This window comes from Neglectibacter timonensis, assembly GCF_900048895.1.
Taxonomy (GTDB): Bacteria; Bacillota; Clostridia; order Oscillospirales; family Acutalibacteraceae; genus Acutalibacter; species Acutalibacter timonensis.
Map to the genome: position 1 here is coordinate 154,707 of NZ_LT160640.1, position 17,660 is coordinate 172,366.

Consider the following 17,660-nt stretch of genomic DNA (forward strand, 5'->3'; position numbering starts at 1 on the left):
TGAACACCCTCCTACAATGCATTAAAAAACATCATGCTGTTTTGCACTTGTGGCCAGTTTATTTCCAATCCGACACCGACCCGATATGCTGCCGAGCGACCATTTTCTTTAACAAACCCCATCTTTTTCAAAAATGACAATTCTGCCTGAAATGGCTTTCTCGTGCCACCAGCACGGATAGTGCTTTTCTTTGCCAAGTGTAGTGTGTTCGTAAACTCGTCATCCAACCACGACAAATAGGCCCCGGAATCAAACTTGTAATTTCCGCGGCTATCCTTCGTTGCGAATGCGAATAAATCCGATTCGAATTTCTCCTCAGATAGTTTGTAGAAATAGTGAAGCATCGCACCATACTGCCCGTTCTGTAATACTGCCGCCCTCAAAATTTCCATAGGAACGCCTGCATAAGCGCTTGCAACTCTTTCACAGGCATCAACATACTTATAGCCCAAATCTGTTAAGGTCCCACCTGGAGCAAGAAAACCTATATGATACAGTCCAGAATCAATAACTTCCCGGTAGCTATGAGAATCTTTTCTGACCTTTGCGGCATATTCCTCCCAAATAGCATCCTCGTCAGCAGGATTTGCATTCAGTTTGTTCACCAGCTTAGACTTTATCGAATCACTCCGGCCAGAAAAGAGTCCCTGATAATGTCCATCGTCATCCAGGCGAATTCTTGTAGGCATATCATTTACCGTGAACGGACTGGTGCCCCGATAGATTGGCATAAGATCGTTCCAAAAATAATAATGAAACCAGACATACCTCCACGCCATATCGGAGACAGTATCCCCAGGGGTATTCGACAAATATTTATAAACATCCACAGAAGGATCAATTCTCTTCACTGCTTCGGAAAGTTTGATGGGGATACTGACCCCACTCAAATCCTCGCCCATTGCAGTAACGATTTTTACTGCCTGACAGAATCTGAAAAAGGCATCTGGGTGGCTCATTCCCTCACGCATATGAGCCCATAAGGTTGATACACTTCCTGTAGTAGAAGCGATCGTAGTAGAGCCGATACTCCGACAACTTGGTAGGGATATATCTCTAACGCAGTTCAATTTTCCTTGGAAGGGGCGAACGGCGGAGAGATTTGGCGCTGCATATGTATATATGCTGATCGGAATATCCGGTGCGGTCGCGTCGATAACTCTCTTAATGTGCGCGCCTGGTGTACTGTGGGATGAATACTTATCTGGAATCACCATAACGGATGCATCGTATCCTTTTTCCAGATAAGCAAAAGACTGTCCCAATGCGGTGAGTATGCCGTGAACGCCCTCGTTAGGCCGTTTATACTCAAATGCTATTTTTATATCGCTGTGAGTGGTATTCTCAGCAAGAATGACACCATCAGCAAGCGGCCACTGATGTCCGCCTTCGCGCATCGCATAAACCGACCACAGCCCACTTGTACCCATCGTCCCAAAGAATGCGTCCTGGTTAAGCATAATCATATCCGCTACTTCAGATGAAGCATATGCGGCTTCTGTATCATGGCTCATGGCGTTACCTCCTCACTGTTTTCAATATATTCCCGTATTTTCTTTAAAAATGGTTCAGCCATTTTAGGAGGAACCGCATTGCCGACTTGAATGCACTGTTCCTGCCTTGTTCCGAAGAAAATATGTGTGTCTGGAAAAGTCTGTATTCTAGCAGCTTCCCTTGCAGTAAGCGTTCTATTTAATATCGGATGAATTGGGAATGCGTTATGCCCCGGGACCATTGTCGTTGACGGCTTGTTTCTGTCCAGCCGTTTATAGACGTGGCTGTAATTTGACACTTTCCCCGTCTTTGAGTCTCTCCGTGTAGCTACCGCAAGTTCGGGAGGGAGATCATCAACATTCAGTTTGCATCCCTCTTTAACATACCCATACCTCGCGGCCACAATTGGCTTATGGGCCAAAGGAACATGGTTAGGTATCTGGTTTTCTTTTCCCATCAAATCCATGATTGCGCTACCAACTGTAGCGTACACCGGCATTTTTCCAGAACCGATTGGGAAATTCGTCTTCTCCGGCGGCTCATAATTCACTCCAATTCTGTTCCCAATCATAAACATACGATATCGTTCTTGCGGTACACCGTAATCAGCAGAACAGACGATTTCACACCAAATATTTTCATATCCGATTTCTCTAAATCGCTCTTCGATTTTTTTTACAAATAGACCTTTGTCAAGATTTGTAAATCCCTTTACATTCTCCATAAAGAAAAATTTCGGTTTTAGCATCTCCACAATTCTAATATACTCATACACAAGCGCATTCCGAGGATCGTTCTGCGGTTCATATCCCTGCGTATTGATAAATCTTCGTTTTCCGAAAACCGAAAAGCCCTGACAAGGCGGGCCGCCGACTACTAAATCGACATCACGCCCCTTTAGTATAGCCTCCAGTTTATCTCGTCCCAGGTGCTTGATATCCTCCAGAATTAAAGGAATATCGGGGAAATTATAACTGTGTGTTTCGGCGAACCGCGCATTTATCTCATTTGCCAGTAACACATTAAATCCACTGTTTTTTAGTGCCAGAGTCAAACCGCCGGCTCCTGAAAATAAATCAATTGCGTTCATCCTTTTCCTCCTCCGAGGCTTTTTCTAACTGCAAGAGCAAGAATTTAGCCAGTTTCTCGGAGAAGAGCGGGGGCACCGCGTTTCCCACTTGGTGTCCTTGCTGTCTTCGATTCCCTTCAAAAATCATTTCATCGGGGAATGTCTGAATCCTGGCTGCTTCACGGACAGTAAGGCTTCTGTTCAGTTCTGGGTGTATTGGAAACGCATCATTTCCTGGAACCATCGTTAGCGCAGGCCGTGACCGATTAAGCCTCTTGTATGTGTTGCCAAAATTTTTTCTGTACAGCTCTGGCGGTAATGAATCTTCTGGAAGACGCCCGCCTTCCGGAATCATCTTATACCTCGCTATTATTTTATCTGTATGTTTTAAAGCTACATGGTTGAATTCCGGCATATCCTTCAGACCAACCAAGTCCTTAATAACATCCCAGCACGGTACCCATCCTGGCAAGCCGTCATTAGGATTGTCCGAATGATCCGGTTCGGGAAATGCAACGGGAAGCCCCATGCGGTTTCCTATTATTATGACTCTCTCTCTAATTTGAGGTACCCCGTAGTCGGCCATGTTTATAAGTCTATAGTCTACATTATATCCTGCACCCTTTAATTCCTTGAGAACAGTTGCAAGATATGCTCCACCTTTCATAGTAAGGATACCTTTTACGTTTTCCATAACAATAAACTTTGGACGCAATTCACGGATGAGTCTTGCATACGTCAGTACCAGTTCATTGCGAGGATCGTGTTCGGCCCTCACTTCAGGATTGGAGGATACTCGCTTACCAATTGTTGAAAAGCCTTGACACGGGGGACCACCAATGACGATGTCTACATCGCTACCATCGAGATATTTCTTGACTTCGTCCGATGACAATTCCCTGATATCTTTATTGATGAAAGGAATGTTCGGGAAGTTCCTTTTATGCGTTTTTTCTACAAGGTTATCGTTATCAACACAAAGCCTGATGTCATACCCGGTCTTTTCAAATCCCATGTGAAGTCCGCCTGCTCCACAGAATAAATCTACTACTTTGAATTGTTTGCCCATGCTACCAACTCCTTGCTTGCTGTGGTATATCAAAAATCACTCCATTGCGCTTTTGCCGCTGTTTACCCAAGCGTCCAACTCTGAATATTTGAATTTCCATTGTTTTCCGATTTTATGGGCAGGGATGTTTTTTCCTTTTCGAATCCAATCCCTAACAGTTGCAGGCTTCACACTAAGATAGTTGGCAGCCTCATCAATGTTAATCCATTTTTCCTCAATTCTTTCGCTCATGGTTCCACCTCAACCAGCTTAAAATCGCTTAAAACTTACCGAATATTATCATATCACAAACCAGAAAAGTTTTCAAGTGTTTTTTGTAATTTGTATATGTTTGTATCTGTTTGTGTATTTAAACACACATTTGCAAGGACACTATTTTGAAAACAACAACACCTACATCTTAACGATGATTCTACTCTGTAACGATAAGAAAGTTATCGTTACAGAGTAGAACTGGAAAGCGTATCTGTTTCGGCTGAATGACCTTTCTGCCTATGCCGCCACAGTGCCGAAAATAGAAAAACCGCCCAGAAACGGCGGATTTACGGCATTTTTGAGGGTATGGAATTGTATCAATCTCGGTGTGGTTTTGTCCATTAAACTTATCAACTCCACATACCATTTATCCAACCTGTCAACTCAACACCCCCAATATCAAAATCAACCACTCAACTCTCCGCCATTTTTCACAGTAGACCAGTTCCCACTTACCCGTAAAATTAAAAAATCCGGGAACCAGAACCTGTCTTATGACAAGCCCCGACTCCCGGAAATTCCTTGTTTTCTACACTTTTTCGCTATCTTATTCTTTGACTTTTGACATCAATACTACGCACTCCACATGACTGGTACCGGGAAACATGTCTACTGGAGCGGCTTCTATAAGCGGGTAACCCAGTCTGGCAAACTGCTTCAAATCCCGTGCCAGGGTGGCGGGGTCGCAGGAAACGTATACAATGCGTTTTGGATCAAAGGAAACCACCGTATCGATCAAATCCGCTCCGCAACCCTTTCGGGGAGGGTCCAGGATGACCACATCGGGGAATTCTCCCCGCTCAGCCAGTAATTTTGCAGCCTGGGCGGCGTCTCTGCAAAGGAATTCTGCATTGTGTATCCCGTTGCTTTCCGCGTTCTTTTTTGCATTTTCAATTGCTTCCGGCACAATTTCCACCCCGATCAGCTTTTGAATGCGGTGCGCCATGGAAAGCCCGATTGTTCCGGTTCCGCAGTAAAGGTCCAGAAGTGTCTCGGCGCCGGTGAGGGCTGCGTATTCTGCCGCCTGCAGGTAAAGCCGTTCCGCCTGACCGCGGTTGACCTGATAAAAGGAGAGAGGGGAAATATGGAATTCCAGACCGCAAAGCTGATCCCGGATGGTACTTGAACCATAGACGGTGCGGCATTTCTTCCCCAACGCCACATTGGTGCGCTCCCTGTTGGAGTTTATCACCACGCTGGCAAGGGTTGGAAGCGCCTCTTTCAGCATTCTGGTAAGTTCTGCCTCATGGTGAAGCCCATTGCCATTGACCACCACGCATACCATAATTTCGCCGGTTATTTCCCCTTTGCGCAGGTACAGGCGGCGCATTGTACCGCTGTGGGAGGCCTCGTCGTAGACAGGATCCCCGTATTGTTCGGCCCAGCGGCGAAATACGTTCATAGCCAGCCGAAATTCCTCCGGCTGCAGTGCGCAGGCCTCGCAGTTTACAATCCTGTGGGAGTTAACAGCATAGAATCCCATCTGAAGAGCACCTGCTTTGCCCTGCCCGAGAGGGAGCAAAGCCTTGTTTCGGTAGCCGTCCCTGGAATCAGCCCCAAGAATAGGTTTGAGCTGGGGATCGGAAAGGCCCCCGATGCGCGTCAGGGCGTCCCGCACCCGCTCTTCCTTGATCCGCAGCTCTGCCGCGTAGCTGATATGGCGGTAGCAGCAGCCTCCGCACTGGGCAAAGACAGGGCAGTCAGGTTCGGTACGGTCCTGGGATGGGGTGATTAGCTTTTCCAACCGGCCGTAGGCAAAACGCTTTTCCGTTTTCACAATGCGTATCTCGGCAATATCGCCGGGAGCCGTTAAGGGAACAAAAACAGCGATTCCGTGGATTCTGCCAACGCCGAAACCTTCTGCTGTCATACCGGTTATATGAATTTGTAAGAGTTCGTTTTTGTGAAGTTCCATGTTGCTCTCCTGGGTCAGTTACCCTTTTTGATTTATTTCTTTCAGGTATTATACTATAGACAGTCTGTTATTTACAAGAAAACATCCGGAAAAAAGCAGGATTCAACTGGAATAACCTCCTGAAAATAGCTGTTGGAACTTGTGCAGATTATGCAAAAGGTAGATTCTCTGGAAAATCGTTGACAACGGGGAATTTTGCCGATATAATGTGCTTGTAAAAAAGATTACAAGCCTCGCGGCTGAAGCAAAGCCGCACTTTTCAATACAACTCCTCCCCAAAAGAAGGAAAAGGACCGGTTTACCGGTCCTTTTCCTTTTTCCAATTTTTTCATGGGAAAAGAATACTTTATTTCTGCCGGTATACGGCTGTCCCGTCTTTTATTGTGGCCAATACCCGAAGGCTGCGCAGCTCTTTCGGCGGGCAGCTCAGCGGGTTCTGATCCAAAACCACAAGATCAGCTCTCTTTCCGAGGGTGAGCGTTCCCTTTTCCTGCTCTTCAAAAATGGCAAAGGCAGCATTGGCGGTGACGGCTTTTAGTGCTTGAAAAGTGGAAATACATTCCACTTTTCCCAATTGCCTTCCTTCGCGGGTAATCCGGTTCACAGCACACCAGACAGTCTCCAGCATATTGGGGGAAATAACGGGGGTGTCCTGATGAAAATCGAACAGAACGCCGTGTTCTAATGCGGATTTTGCTGGGCTGATCTGTTCCGCCCTGGCAGGTCCGAAATTTTTTACATGGATATCGCCCCAGTAGTAAGTGTGTGCGGTGAAGAAGGAAGCGATCATGTGCAGCCGTTTCAAAGCTGGAAGCTGATCCGGACGCAGCAGCTGTGCGTGGATCATTACCGGACGGATTTCATTTTTATATTCCCGGTAAGCCTTTTCGTAGCAGGCTAGAAATTGAGCCGCCGCAGCGTCTCCGTTGCAGTGTACATGGATGGGCTCGTCTTCCCGCTGAGCCCGGTCCAGAAAGCGAAGCACTTCGGCGTCGCTATAGATGGGATAGCCGCAGTATCCCTTTTCTCCATTCAGATAGGGCTCCGTCACCCAGGCGGTCCTGCCTTGCGGAGAACCGTCCAAAAAGAGCTTATAACCTCCGATTTTCAGCCTGTTTTTATACTGCTTATGATAGGCTGGGTTCCGGGCAATCAAATCCGCATGGTCCCGAATGTCGATATAGGAGACGATATCTGCCCGCAGGCGGCCCTGTTCAGAGGCGGCCCGGAGAAGCTGCCATTCAAGGGTTTTGGTCAGTCCGTCATGAATTGTGGCAATTCCGTTTGAAAGATAGATATCTTCTGCCTTTTGCAGGTTTGTCAGGGCGGATTCCGGGTCTGAGGGAATACGGGAACCCAGAGTGGTGAAAGCAGTCTCTTCCAGGTATCCGTTTGGCTGATTCGACCCGGGAATCCTTCCAATTCTGCCGCCTTCTGGGTCAGCTGTATCTGCGGTGATATGCAGGGCCTGCAGGGCCAAACTGTTTAGCACGCCCATATGTCCGGAAGCATGGCCCATCATAAAGGGGCGGTCGGGACAGATCAAATCCAACTCGGCTGCAGTAGGATGACGCTTTTCGTCCAGAAAGTTCTGATCGTAACCGAAACCGATGATCCAGTCCTGCGCACGGAGTGCGGCGTTCCTACGGAAGGCCGCGACCCGCTCTCCAATATCCCGCAGGCTTTCAGCGCCGTTGAGCTGCACCAGGCCCATCGTCTGCGCCAGGGCAGTGATGTGACTGTGCCCGTCAATGAAAGCGGGCATCAGGGCGGCGCCGTGCAGGTCCACGAGGTCTGCACCGTCTGCCAAAGGCGCTACTTCAGAGCAGCTCCCACAGGCTGTGATTCTGCTGTCCTCCACCAGCAATGCCTCTGCCGTACGCTCCTGATCCATGGGTAAAATAGTTCCATTCTGATACAGTGTTTTCATTGTGTATCCTTTCTCCCTCACAGGGGAACCTTCGGTTTGTCTTTCCGTATTCATCATAGCGTGAACTGCCTGCGGAAACAAGCCGCATTTAGTACAGTGCGGCAAAATTCCCGGCACATATTGAATAATTTCCCAAACAATGATAAAATATGATTTCAAGTTCAGGTGGGGAGAGGTCATGTGGTGAATATTAAAAAATGGGAGGTTTCCCATCTCGACAAGGATAGGGCCGCACAGTTGGCTGAGCGATATGCCATCCCTTTTTTTCTTGCCATGATGATTGAAATCCGAGGTTTTGCGAAGCATATGGATGAAATTTTGGAGACGGAGATTGCCTTATCTGACCCTTTCCTGATGAAGGATATGGATAGGGCGGTGGAACGGATCCGGAATGCCATAGACAGCTTTGAAAGAATTGCTGTTTATGGGGACTACGATGCAGACGGCGTCACCTCCACCTCCATGCTATACACCTATCTTGAGGCTCGGGGAGCCGACGTGATGTATTATATTCCGCAGCGGGAAGGCGAAGGATATGGCATGAACCCTGCCGCCGTCAGGTCGCTTTATGAGGCGGGGGTGAAGCTGATCATCACGGTGGACAACGGCATTTCTTCCATAGCCGAAGCGGCTTTGGCCAGGGAGTTGGGAATGGACGTGGTGGTAACCGACCATCACCGTCCGCAGAAGCAGCTTCCGGAGGCCGCAGCTGTGGTAGATGCCTACCGGAAGGATGATCTCAGCCCTTTCAAGGATTTTTCCGGCGCAGGCGTAGTGCTGAAGCTGCTCATCGCACTGGAAGACGGAGACCAGGAAGCGGTTTTAGAGGAATTCTCCGATTTGGCGGCGTTGGGCACCGTAGGAGATGTGGTGCCCCTATTGGGAGAAAACAGGGCGATTGTAAAGGCGGGGCTGAAACTTTTGTCCCAGGGGGTGCGTCCTGGGGTTGAGGCATTGTTTGCCAATTGCTCCGGCAGCGCGAAGACGGCTACAGCCACATCGTTGGCATTTACGGCGATACCGCGGATCAACGCCACCGGCCGTATGGGCTCTCCAGAGCGTGCGGTACGGCTTCTGACGTGCGATTATGAGGAGGAAGCAGTCCTTTTGGCCGAGGAAATCTGCGCCGATAACGAGGAACGGCGGCGCGTGGAGGCGGAGATTGCAAAAGAAGCCATTGCGAAGGTGGAACAGGATTCAGCGCTGCTTTACTCCCGTGTTATCATCGTTTCCGGCAAAGATTGGCATCCCGGGGTGATCGGAATCGTGGCGTCCCGGGTGACGGAACGGTTTGGAAAGCCCTGTTTTGTCATTTCAGAGGACGGGGAAAGTGCAAAGGGAAGTGGCCGCAGTGTAGAGGGTTTTTCTCTGTTTGATGCGGTTTCCGCCTGTTCGGAACTGCTGGAAAAATTCGGCGGTCATCCAATGGCGGCCGGAATCAATCTTAAGGCGGAGAATATCCCACTTTTTCGGGAAAAGATAAATGAATACGCAAAAGAGGCCGTCGCGGAAATGCCGGCGCCGGTACTCCGGCTTGACTGTAAGCTGAATCCGGCTTCTCTATCGGTTCAGATGCCTGCTCAGCTTCAGCTTTTGGAACCTTTTGGCACGGGAAATCCCTGTCCGCTGTTCGGCCTTTACGGCATGGAGCTGGTCGAGATCGTCCCGGTGGGGGGCGGCAACCATCTGCGGCTGGTCTGCCGTCGCGGAGGAGCCTCTGTTACTTGTATGAAATTTGGCATGCGTGCAGAGGAATTTCCTTTTCTGCCGGGTTCGGTGCTGGATCTGGCCGTATCTCTCGAGCAGCGGGAATTTCGCGGGGAGTCTCAGCTGACGGTTTTAGTCAAAGACCTCAAGCTTTCTGCGCTGGATTCGGAGCTGTGCATCCACAGTTACCGTGTCTATGAAAAATACCGCCGGGGAGAGCATATGCAGCAGCAGGAAGCGCGGATATTGGCTCCAACCAGAGATGATCTGGCTATGCTGTACCGGATGCTGGTTGCCCGGAAAGAGACACCTTTTCCTATTCAGGCTTTATTAGGCACTCTGGATCTGAAAAGATTCAATCTGGGAAAGCTTTTACTGTGCCTTGAAGCGCTTGAGGAGAGGAAGCTGATCTCCAGCGAAACCGAGGGGGATCTCTGGACGGTCCATGTTTTGGAGACGGCGGGAAAGGTGGACGTTTTTGCGTCTGGTGTGTTCGAGACGATGCGCACATTGATACATCGGTAAAGGAGGCAGGCAGGAATGGCGGTAGCGGTACAGATCGGCACGTATGAGGAGCTGCAGAAAATTATAGCGGACAGCGATAAAGAATATGACCGGGAACGCATCGAACAGGCCTATCTGCTGGCTGCTGAGAAGCACAGGGAGCAGCGGCGCAGTTCCGGCGAGCCCTATATTATCCACCCCCTGTCGGTGGCGGCAATATTGGTGGGCCTTGGTATGGATTCTGAATCCGTCATGGCGGGGCTGCTGCACGACGTGGTGGAGGATACCGACTGCGCTCTGGACGAGATCGCGAAGAAGTTCGGGAGAGAGGTGGCTCAGCTGGTAGACGGCGTCACCAAGCTGGGAAAGATTCCTTTTTCTTCCAGAGAAGAGCAGCAGGCGGAAAACCTGCGAAAAATGCTCATGGCCATGGCGGAGGATATCCGGGTCATTATCATCAAATTTGCAGACCGCATGCATAATCTGACCACTTTGGAATATGTCTCCCCCCAGAAGCAGAGGGACAAGGCGCTGGAATGCCTGGAGGTATATGCCCCAATTGCGCATCGTCTGGGTATCCGGACGGTCAAGGAATTTATGGAGGATATTTCTCTGAAATATCTGGACCCGCTGGCCTATCATGAAATCGAGGAGGATCTGGAGGCGAGAGGGGAAAGCCGGAAGCAGTTTATCGCAACTACTAAGGCGTTGATCAAGGAGAGGGTGGAGCTCTCTATTCCCAATGTCTATATTGAAGGACGGGTGAAGAGCGTCTACGGTATCTACCGAAAGATGTTCATTCAAGGAAAGACATTTGAGGAAATCTATGATGTTTTTGCGGTGCGTATAATCGTAGACACAATTGAGGACTGTTATAATGTGCTGGGAATCGTACATGATATGTTCCAGCCTCTGCCTAATCGGTTTAAAGACTATATCTCGATGCCTAAGCCAAACATGTACCAATCCCTGCACACCACTGTCATCAATAAGGCGGGGGTTCCCTTTGAAGTGCAGATCAGAACCTGGGAGATGCACCATACGGCGGAATACGGTATCGCGGCGCATTGGAAATATAAGTTGGGCATGTCCGCCAAGGAAGCGGACAATAACATGCTGGACGACCGCTTGGCCTGGATTCGCCAAATGCTGGAAAATCAGGCGGAAAGCGAAGATGTGACGGATCTGGTTCATTCGATCAAGAGCGACCTTATCCCGGAGGAAGTCTTTGTGTTTACCCCCAAGGGGGACGTCATCAATCTGCCCATGGGTTCCACTGTGATCGATTTTGCCTATGCGATACACAGTGCGGTGGGCAATCGGATGATCGGCGCAAAGGTAGACAAACGTATCGTTCCGCTGGATTACAAGGTGAAGACTGGGGAAATTATCGAAATTCTCACCACCAAGGAGGCTGGAAAAGGGCCGAATCGGGATTGGCTTACACTGGTGCGTACCAGTGAAGCGCGCAATAAAATACGCGCCTGGTTTAAAAAAGAAAAACGGGATGAGAATATTGTAGAGGGCAAAGCAGAGCTGGAACGGGAGTTCCGCCGCAGCAATATCGTGCTTTCGCCTGAATTGATGGACTATATGCTGGAGAGCGTGGGAAAACGGCACAACTGCAGCACAGAGGAGGATTTTTACGCAGCCATAGGATACGGCGGAATCCAACTTTGGAAGGTCCTTCCAAGAGTGAAGGAGGAATATCTCCGCCTTGCTAAGAATGGCTCTGAGGAGGGGATAGAAGCTGCACAGCCTGCCGTACCGGAGCCCAAGACGCGGGTGGCGAGCGGGGTTTTGGTAGAGGGGGAAGACAACTGCCTGATCAAGTTTTCCCGCTGCTGTAATCCGCTGCCGGGAGACGACATTATCGGCTTTATTACCAGAGGCTTCGGTGTATCCATTCACAAGCGAAATTGTTCCAATGTGCCGAAGGATCTTTCCCTCTGTCCGGAGCCGGAGCGATGGGTAAACGCCCACTGGGCTGGGGAGATCAAGGATGATTTCAAATCCACCCTGCATATTGTGGCGGTGGACAGAGCCGGGTTGCTGGCCGATGTCACACAGCTGCTATCAAATATGCATATCTTCATTCATTCTTTGAACTCACGGCAGGAGCGCAACAGCCTCAATGCGTTTATCTCTGCTACAATTACCATCAACGGTTTGCCTCAGCTTCAGACGATTATCGAGAGGCTCTCCAAAATTCAGGGAGTGCTCTCCATCGACCGCACCTGAAGGAATAAACTCAGAAACTCGGTATAGAAAAGGATAAATTACATGCAGCTAATTCTCAGCGGACACTCCTACCGTTATGAATGTGAAAACCTGTGCCGGCTCTTTTTTCCCTACAGCCCGGTTAGGGTGGGAGAGGCGGAACCGGAGATACGGGCAGAAGAACCCTGTGCCTTTGCGGGCATAGAACGGAAGGGCGGACAATATCATTATACAGCCAAGGTGTCCGATGGAAAAAATACCGTGGAAAGCTCCTGTGAGCGGGAGGTTATGGAGGAATACTCCATGACAAATCTGCTCTATCGGGCTTTTGTAGAACTGACGGGTTACCAGCCGGCTTGGGGCATGCTGACAGGAATTCACCCTGTCAAGCTTCTCCGCCAGTATTGCGGGGAACTGGGGGAAGAACGTGGTACAGAGAAGTTTCGTACGCGCTGCCATGTCAGCGCGGGGAAGACGGAGTTGGCTCTGCGAACCCTTCGGGCCCAGAGCGCGGCTGTAGAGGCATTGGAAGAGAACGATTTCAATTTATATGTATCAATTCCCTTTTGTCCCACCCGTTGTGCGTACTGTTCCTTTGTGTCACAAAGTGTGGAACAGGCGAAAAAGCTGATCGCCCCCTACTTCGAACTGCTGCTGCTGGAAATTGAAAAAACAGCGGCGGTTACCCGCGCTTTGGGGCTTACTCTCTCTACCGTCTATATTGGCGGAGGAACGCCCACTACCCTTTCTGCGGCGCAGCTTGCCGTTCTCTGTGAGAAGATTCGGGAGCAGTTCGATTTTTCCCGCTGCGATGAATTTACAGTGGAGGCGGGCAGACCGGATACGATTACCAGGGAGAAGCTGGAAGCCTTGAAAGCCGGCGGTGTAACCCGCATCAGTATTAACCCGCAATCCCTTTCCGACCGGGTCCTGCAAAATATTGGCAGGAAGCACACGGCAAAGGATGTGACTGACGCTTTTGCGCTGGCGGATTCTCTTGCTTTCCGGGAAATCAATGCTGATTTGATCGTAGGACTTCCGGGGGATGATCTGTTGAGCTTCCAGAGAACGCTTCAGGGGGTGATTTCCTTAGGGGCCTCCAACATCACGGTGCACTCTCTGGCATTGAAGCGTTCCGCCCGGCTGGTATCGGAGGGCGGTGACCTTTCTCTCCACCGGAAGGGAGAAGAGACGGCGGCTATGATGGACTATTCGATCAGCCGCCTGACGAAAGAGGGTTACGAGCCCTATTATCTTTACAGGCAGACGCGTATGGCAGGAAACTTGGAAAATACCGGATGGGCCAAGCCCGGCAGTATCTGCCGGTACAACATTTACACCATGGATGAATCGAGTTCGGTGATAGCCTGTGGAGCGGGAGGCGTATCCAAACTGAAGGACCCCTACAGCGATAGATTGGAACGGATTTTCAATTTTAAATATCCCTATGAATACATCGCAAGAAACAGTGAAATCCTGCAGAGAAAGGACGGTGTGACAGCGCTTTATGAGCAATTTCGCCAGCGGATACATTAAATACATCAATCATTTGGAACAGATCAACGACGCGGCGGTATCAAATCCGGAGCGAATGATTCGGGAGGTGGAGGAATCCTATCACGAACATCTCTGTAACATTGCACGAAATGTGACGGAACACCACAAAAAGGTGAAAATCTGCATGCTGTCCGGACCCAGTAGCAGCGGGAAAACAACAACGGCTCATCTGCTCAAGGCATATTTGGCTGAGTTCGGCGTGAGGTCTGTTATTATCTCTTTAGACGATTTCTATCGCGGAACAGGCCTTGCCCCGGTACTTCCAAATGGGAAATATGACTATGAGTCCGTGGAGGCGCTGGACGAAAAAAAGATCAAAACCTGTCTTTCCAATGTGATCACCACGGGAAAATTCAGTGTGCCTAAATACAGTTTTCTGTTGGGCAGGCCGGAGGGCGAGGAGCGATGTTTTGAAATCGGAACGCATGATATTGTGATCGTAGAAGGAATACATGGATTAAATCCGATTTTCACAAAAGAGCTTCCTGAGGAAAGCTGCATCAAGCTTTATGTCAGCGTCAAGCAGCAGATTAAGGATGCCAACGGAGAGGTGATGGCGCCCCAGGACCTGCGGCTGGTCCGCAGGATCGTCAGGGACATCAAGTTTCGGAACACCACGCCGGAGCACACACTTTCCATGTGGCCGGAAGTGGTTTCGGGAGAGGATAAATATATCCGTCCCTATCGTATCAGTGCTGATTATACCGTAAACTCCATTCATATTTATGAACCTTGCGTGCTGCGTACGATAGCCATTCCGCTGCTGCGGGATATCGCAGCGGACAGCCCCCATTACCGAAAGGCCCGGGATTTGGAGTCTAGGCTGATGAGGTTTGAACCTGTCAGTCCCGAACTGGTACCAAGGAATTCCATGCTGCGGGAATTTCTTGGTTAAATGAGTTGTGACGAAGTAAGGGAACTTTAAGGGAATCGTAATATTTCTCCCGGGAAAATTGCTTTACATTCCGGGGCGGTGTGTTATAATGAAACCATAGGAAACGGCGGTAAGTTTCCGAAATTTCATGTGATCAGATAAAAGGAGGAATCACTGTCATGGGAATTCTTGATGATGTAGTCATAAACGCAAAGTCAGCTGCTGAGGCGGTCGGAAAAAAGGCGGGGCAGATTATGGATGTTTCCAAACTGCGCATCAACGCCGCTGAACTCAACTCTGAAATCAGCAAGCGCTATCAGGCTTTGGGTCAGTATGTGTATGAAAGCTGCAGGGAACAGCTTGCAGGAGATGGAGAAGTTGTTGGCAAGATGGCTGAAATCGATGAACTGGCTGCCCAGTATGCGGCTGTTTCAAAGGAATTGGGAGACAAGCAGAACAAAGTGACTTGCCCCGGCTGCGGACGGCAGTGTTCTTCTTCTGAGGCCTATTGCGGCACCTGCGGTGCAAAACTGGGAGAATAATCAGATCTGTCTGAAAGAAAAGGGTCCGGCAGTGCCTTTCCGCACTGCCGGATTTTCTTTTTAGGCGGGAGGGGTTCTTCTCTTGACAGAACGGCGGGAATATCTCTATAATGAACTCAATTTGACAGGAAGGCCGCAGGGCTGGAAAGGGGCAGGAGTATGGAAAAGGCAATTGATCTACAGGGATTGACGCTGGGTGTCTGTTATTACCCGGAGCATTGGCCGGAAACACTGTGGGAAAGTGATCTTGACAGGATGTTGGAGGCAGGAATCAAGGTCTGCAGAATAGCGGAGTTTGCTTGGAGCAAATTTGAGAGGACCGAGGGGATCTTTACCTTTGATTTTTTTGACCGTTTTCTGGATCTGGCGCAGAGCAAGGGAATGAAAGTGATTTTCTGTACGCCGACCGCGACGCCGCCGGCTTGGCTGACGGAGAAGTATCCGGAGGTCCTCAATGCTTTCCAGGACGGAACCTTAGTCCGGCACGGCATGCGGGGGCACTGCAACCACACTTCTCCAGTATTCTTGGAGCTGTGCGCCCGGCTGGTGGAGCAGCTGGCTTCTCACTATGGAAAGCATCCGGCGATCATAGGCTGGCAGATCGATAATGAGCTCAACTGCGAGACCAACATGTATTATGCCGAAAGCGATTCCAAGGCGTTTCGTGCATATCTCAAGGATAAATTCGGAACGTTGGAAGCTTTGAACGACGCTATGGGCACGGTGTTCTGGAATCAGGAGTACACCGACTGGGAGGAGGTTTTTGTGGCCAGGCCCACCTTGGCGGATTCTCCCAATCCCCATTTGCTGCTGGAACAGAAGCGCTTTGTCTCCAAAGTGACCATTGATTTCTGCAGGATGCAGGCCGACATTCTCCGGAGCCATTGCAAACCTGGAGATTTTATCACGACAAACGGGATGTTCGGCCATTTGGACAATGTGCAGATGACCGAAGAAGCACTGGACTTTTTTACGTATGACAGCTATCCTAATTTTGCCTATTCGCTGAACCAGTCTGTCAACGCCAATGCTGCTGCAGCTGGAAGGCTTCGCGACAGGACAAGCGGGCTGGCATTGTCCAAAGTGAGGTCTATTTCGCCCAATTTCGGCATTATGGAGCAGCAGTCCGGTGGAGGTGGCTGGCAGACCAGAATGCCTCAGCCTGCGCCCAGGCCCGGCCAAATGCGCCTTTGGGCGATGCAGTCTATTGCCCATGGCGCCGATTATATCAGCTTTTTCCGTTGGCGTACCTGCAGTGTGGGAACAGAAATCTATTGGAACGGTATTCTTGACTGGGATAATCGGGACACGCGCAGGCTGCAGGAACTCAGAGAAATTCATAAGGAGACGGAAAAGCTCTCTTCTGTAGTAGGAAGCCGTTATCAGGCCAAAATAGCCCTTGCTTATCACTATGCCACCGAGTGGGACGGGGAGGCGGATATTTTCCATGGACCGCTTGACGGCGTCTCCGTGATGAACTGGTTTGCCGCTTGCCAGACGGCCCATGCGCCGATGGACCTGCTATGTCTGAGGGATCAGCTTACCCTGGAACAGCTGCTTCCTTACGAACTGTTGATTTTGCCTCATATTTCTCTTCTTTCCGATATGGTCTGTGATGTATTGAAGGCTTATCTGGAGCAGGGAGGGAAAATCATCTTCGGTGCCCGTACAGGCTATAAGGACGAATATGGCCGCTGCCCGATGCGCCCGGCTCCGGGTGGGGCCGCATCGCTGATAGGAGGCACGGTGAAGGAGTATACGCTGGTACCGGAAGGCGGCGGAGGTACAGCTTCTTATGCGGGCAAATCTCTTCCGATGCCGCTTTTGAATGAAGTGTTGGGAGCTTCCGGCGGAGAGGTACTGGCCGTTTATGAAAGGGAGTATTATGCTGGGCAGCCTGCTATACTTTGCAGGCGTGTCGGGCAGGGAGAAGCGGTTTACGTGGGCTCGGCTTTCTCGGAAGAATTGGCAGCCGCGCTGCTGTGCCGTGTCGGCTTGGAGGAACCTTATGCTGCTGAACTGGAGCTGCCGCCGGAAGTGGAGTTGGCCGTACGGGTCAAGGGAGACAAAGTCTATCGTTTCCTGCTGAATTATACGGCAGAAAACAGTATCTTTACCTGTAAAAAGCCGCTCGCAGATGTGCTCAGTGGGTTGCAATACAGCGGAAGGGTAACTCTGCCTCCCTATGGTGTGATGGTATTGACTGATTTATAAAGAATGAAAGCCTGTTTCTCATCTGCAGAGAACAGGCTTTCTAAGTTTGCCGAAAAAGAGCACTCCGCCTAGCTGTTCAAAGATTGCAGGGGGAAATTGTTTTCTCAGAAAGCATCTTTCTACGAAAACTTGCGTCGAAAAATCAACGCGGGAGGGGGGAGCAATTCTGCTTTTCCTGGGGAAACCCTGACGGCGCCCTCCTTTTCTTCCCTCCGAAAACGTTGGATTTCAGGTTTATCGACAGGCTTGCTTTCAAAAAAAGGGACTGAACGGACATCCTGCTTCATAGATATCGGATAGCAGAGGGGGA

12 protein-coding genes are annotated in these 17,660 nt (G+C 49.9%); 6 read left to right on the plus strand and 6 right to left on the minus strand.

Annotated features, from left to right (window positions below; genetic code table 11):
* Window positions 1-11 precede the first annotated feature (11 nt).
* The 6 genes from BN3911_RS09595 to BN3911_RS09620 form a co-directional block, all read right to left on the minus strand.
* Window positions 12-1,514: a hypothetical protein gene (locus tag BN3911_RS09595; RefSeq protein WP_066864742.1), complete on the minus strand. Its 1,503-nt coding sequence runs from the start codon at window positions 1,512-1,514 to the stop codon at window positions 12-14.
* Entirely contained in the window at window positions 1,511-2,584 is a 1,074-nt protein-coding gene (locus BN3911_RS09600) for a DNA cytosine methyltransferase (protein WP_066864745.1), read from the minus strand. The genes BN3911_RS09595 and BN3911_RS09600 overlap by 4 nt, the downstream gene beginning before the upstream one ends.
* Window positions 2,571-3,632: a DNA cytosine methyltransferase gene (locus BN3911_RS09605; RefSeq protein WP_066864748.1), complete on the minus strand. Its 1,062-nt coding sequence runs from the start codon at window positions 3,630-3,632 to the stop codon at window positions 2,571-2,573. Before BN3911_RS09605 ends, BN3911_RS09600 begins: the two co-directional genes overlap by 14 nt.
* Window positions 3,633-3,668: 36 nt before the next feature.
* Entirely contained in the window at window positions 3,669-3,863 is a 195-nt protein-coding gene (locus BN3911_RS09610) for a helix-turn-helix domain-containing protein (RefSeq protein WP_066864751.1), read from the minus strand.
* Window positions 3,864-4,434: 571 nt separating this feature from the next.
* Window positions 4,435-5,802 (minus strand): 23S rRNA (uracil(1939)-C(5))-methyltransferase RlmD, encoded by a 1,368-nt coding sequence (rlmD, locus tag BN3911_RS09615; RefSeq protein WP_066864754.1) that lies wholly within the window; start codon window positions 5,800-5,802, stop codon window positions 4,435-4,437.
* Window positions 5,803-6,148: 346 nt separating this feature from the next.
* Window positions 6,149-7,732 carry an amidohydrolase gene (locus tag BN3911_RS09620; protein ID WP_066867717.1) on the minus strand — a complete coding sequence of 528 codons (1,584 nt, stop codon included), beginning with the start codon at window positions 7,730-7,732 and terminating at the stop codon, window positions 6,149-6,151.
* Window positions 7,733-7,915: 183 nt separating this feature from the next.
* Between BN3911_RS09620 and recJ the strand changes: the two genes are divergently transcribed.
* The 6 genes from recJ (at window position 7,916) to BN3911_RS09650 (ending at window position 17,350) form a co-directional block, all read left to right on the plus strand.
* Entirely contained in the window at window positions 7,916-9,964 is a 2,049-nt protein-coding gene (gene recJ, locus BN3911_RS09625; RefSeq protein ID WP_066867720.1) for a single-stranded-DNA-specific exonuclease RecJ, read from the plus strand.
* A 15-nt stretch (window positions 9,965-9,979) separates the two neighbouring features.
* A complete protein-coding gene (locus tag BN3911_RS09630; RefSeq protein WP_066864757.1) occupies window positions 9,980-12,184 on the plus strand; it encodes a RelA/SpoT family protein in 2,205 nt (734 codons plus the stop codon).
* Between the two features lie 42 nt (window positions 12,185-12,226).
* Window positions 12,227-13,699, plus strand: a complete 1,473-nt coding sequence (gene hemZ / locus BN3911_RS09635; protein WP_066864760.1) for a coproporphyrinogen dehydrogenase HemZ — start codon at window positions 12,227-12,229, stop codon at window positions 13,697-13,699.
* Window positions 13,671-14,615 (plus strand): uridine kinase family protein, encoded by a 945-nt coding sequence (locus BN3911_RS09640; RefSeq protein ID WP_066864763.1) that lies wholly within the window; start codon window positions 13,671-13,673, stop codon window positions 14,613-14,615. Before hemZ ends, BN3911_RS09640 begins: the two co-directional genes overlap by 29 nt.
* A gap of 158 nt (window positions 14,616-14,773) precedes the next feature.
* The gene (locus tag BN3911_RS09645; protein ID WP_066864765.1) at window positions 14,774-15,136 is read left to right on the plus strand and encodes a zinc ribbon domain-containing protein; all 363 of its coding nucleotides are present in this window, start codon (window positions 14,774-14,776) and stop codon (window positions 15,134-15,136) included.
* Window positions 15,137-15,295: 159 nt separating this feature from the next.
* The gene (locus BN3911_RS09650) at window positions 15,296-17,350 is read left to right on the plus strand and encodes a beta-galactosidase (RefSeq protein WP_066864768.1); all 2,055 of its coding nucleotides are present in this window, start codon (window positions 15,296-15,298) and stop codon (window positions 17,348-17,350) included.
* Window positions 17,351-17,660: the final 310 nt, after the last annotated feature.

Excerpts from the sequence above, each read along its gene's own strand:
- BN3911_RS09595 (WP_066864742.1), bottom strand. The coding sequence starts at position 1,514 with ATGAGCCATGATACAGAAGCCGCATATGCTTCATCTGAAGTAGCGGAT.
- BN3911_RS09600 (WP_066864745.1), bottom strand. The coding sequence starts at position 2,584 with ATGAACGCAATTGATTTATTTTCAGGAGCCGGCGGTTTGACTCTGGCA.
- BN3911_RS09605 (WP_066864748.1), bottom strand. The coding sequence starts at position 3,632 with ATGGGCAAACAATTCAAAGTAGTAGATTTATTCTGTGGAGCAGGCGGA.
- BN3911_RS09610 (WP_066864751.1), bottom strand. The coding sequence starts at position 3,863 with ATGAGCGAAAGAATTGAGGAAAAATGGATTAACATTGATGAGGCTGCC.
- rlmD (WP_066864754.1), bottom strand. The coding sequence starts at position 5,802 with ATGGAACTTCACAAAAACGAACTCTTACAAATTCATATAACCGGTATG.
- BN3911_RS09620 (WP_066867717.1), bottom strand. The coding sequence starts at position 7,732 with ATGAAAACACTGTATCAGAATGGAACTATTTTACCCATGGATCAGGAG.
- BN3911_RS09630 (WP_066864757.1), top strand. The coding sequence starts at position 9,980 with ATGGCGGTAGCGGTACAGATCGGCACGTATGAGGAGCTGCAGAAAATT.
- hemZ (WP_066864760.1), top strand. The coding sequence starts at position 12,227 with ATGCAGCTAATTCTCAGCGGACACTCCTACCGTTATGAATGTGAAAAC.
- BN3911_RS09640 (WP_066864763.1), top strand. The coding sequence starts at position 13,671 with ATGAGCAATTTCGCCAGCGGATACATTAAATACATCAATCATTTGGAA.
- BN3911_RS09645 (WP_066864765.1), top strand. The coding sequence starts at position 14,774 with ATGGGAATTCTTGATGATGTAGTCATAAACGCAAAGTCAGCTGCTGAG.
- BN3911_RS09650 (WP_066864768.1), top strand. The coding sequence starts at position 15,296 with ATGGAAAAGGCAATTGATCTACAGGGATTGACGCTGGGTGTCTGTTAT.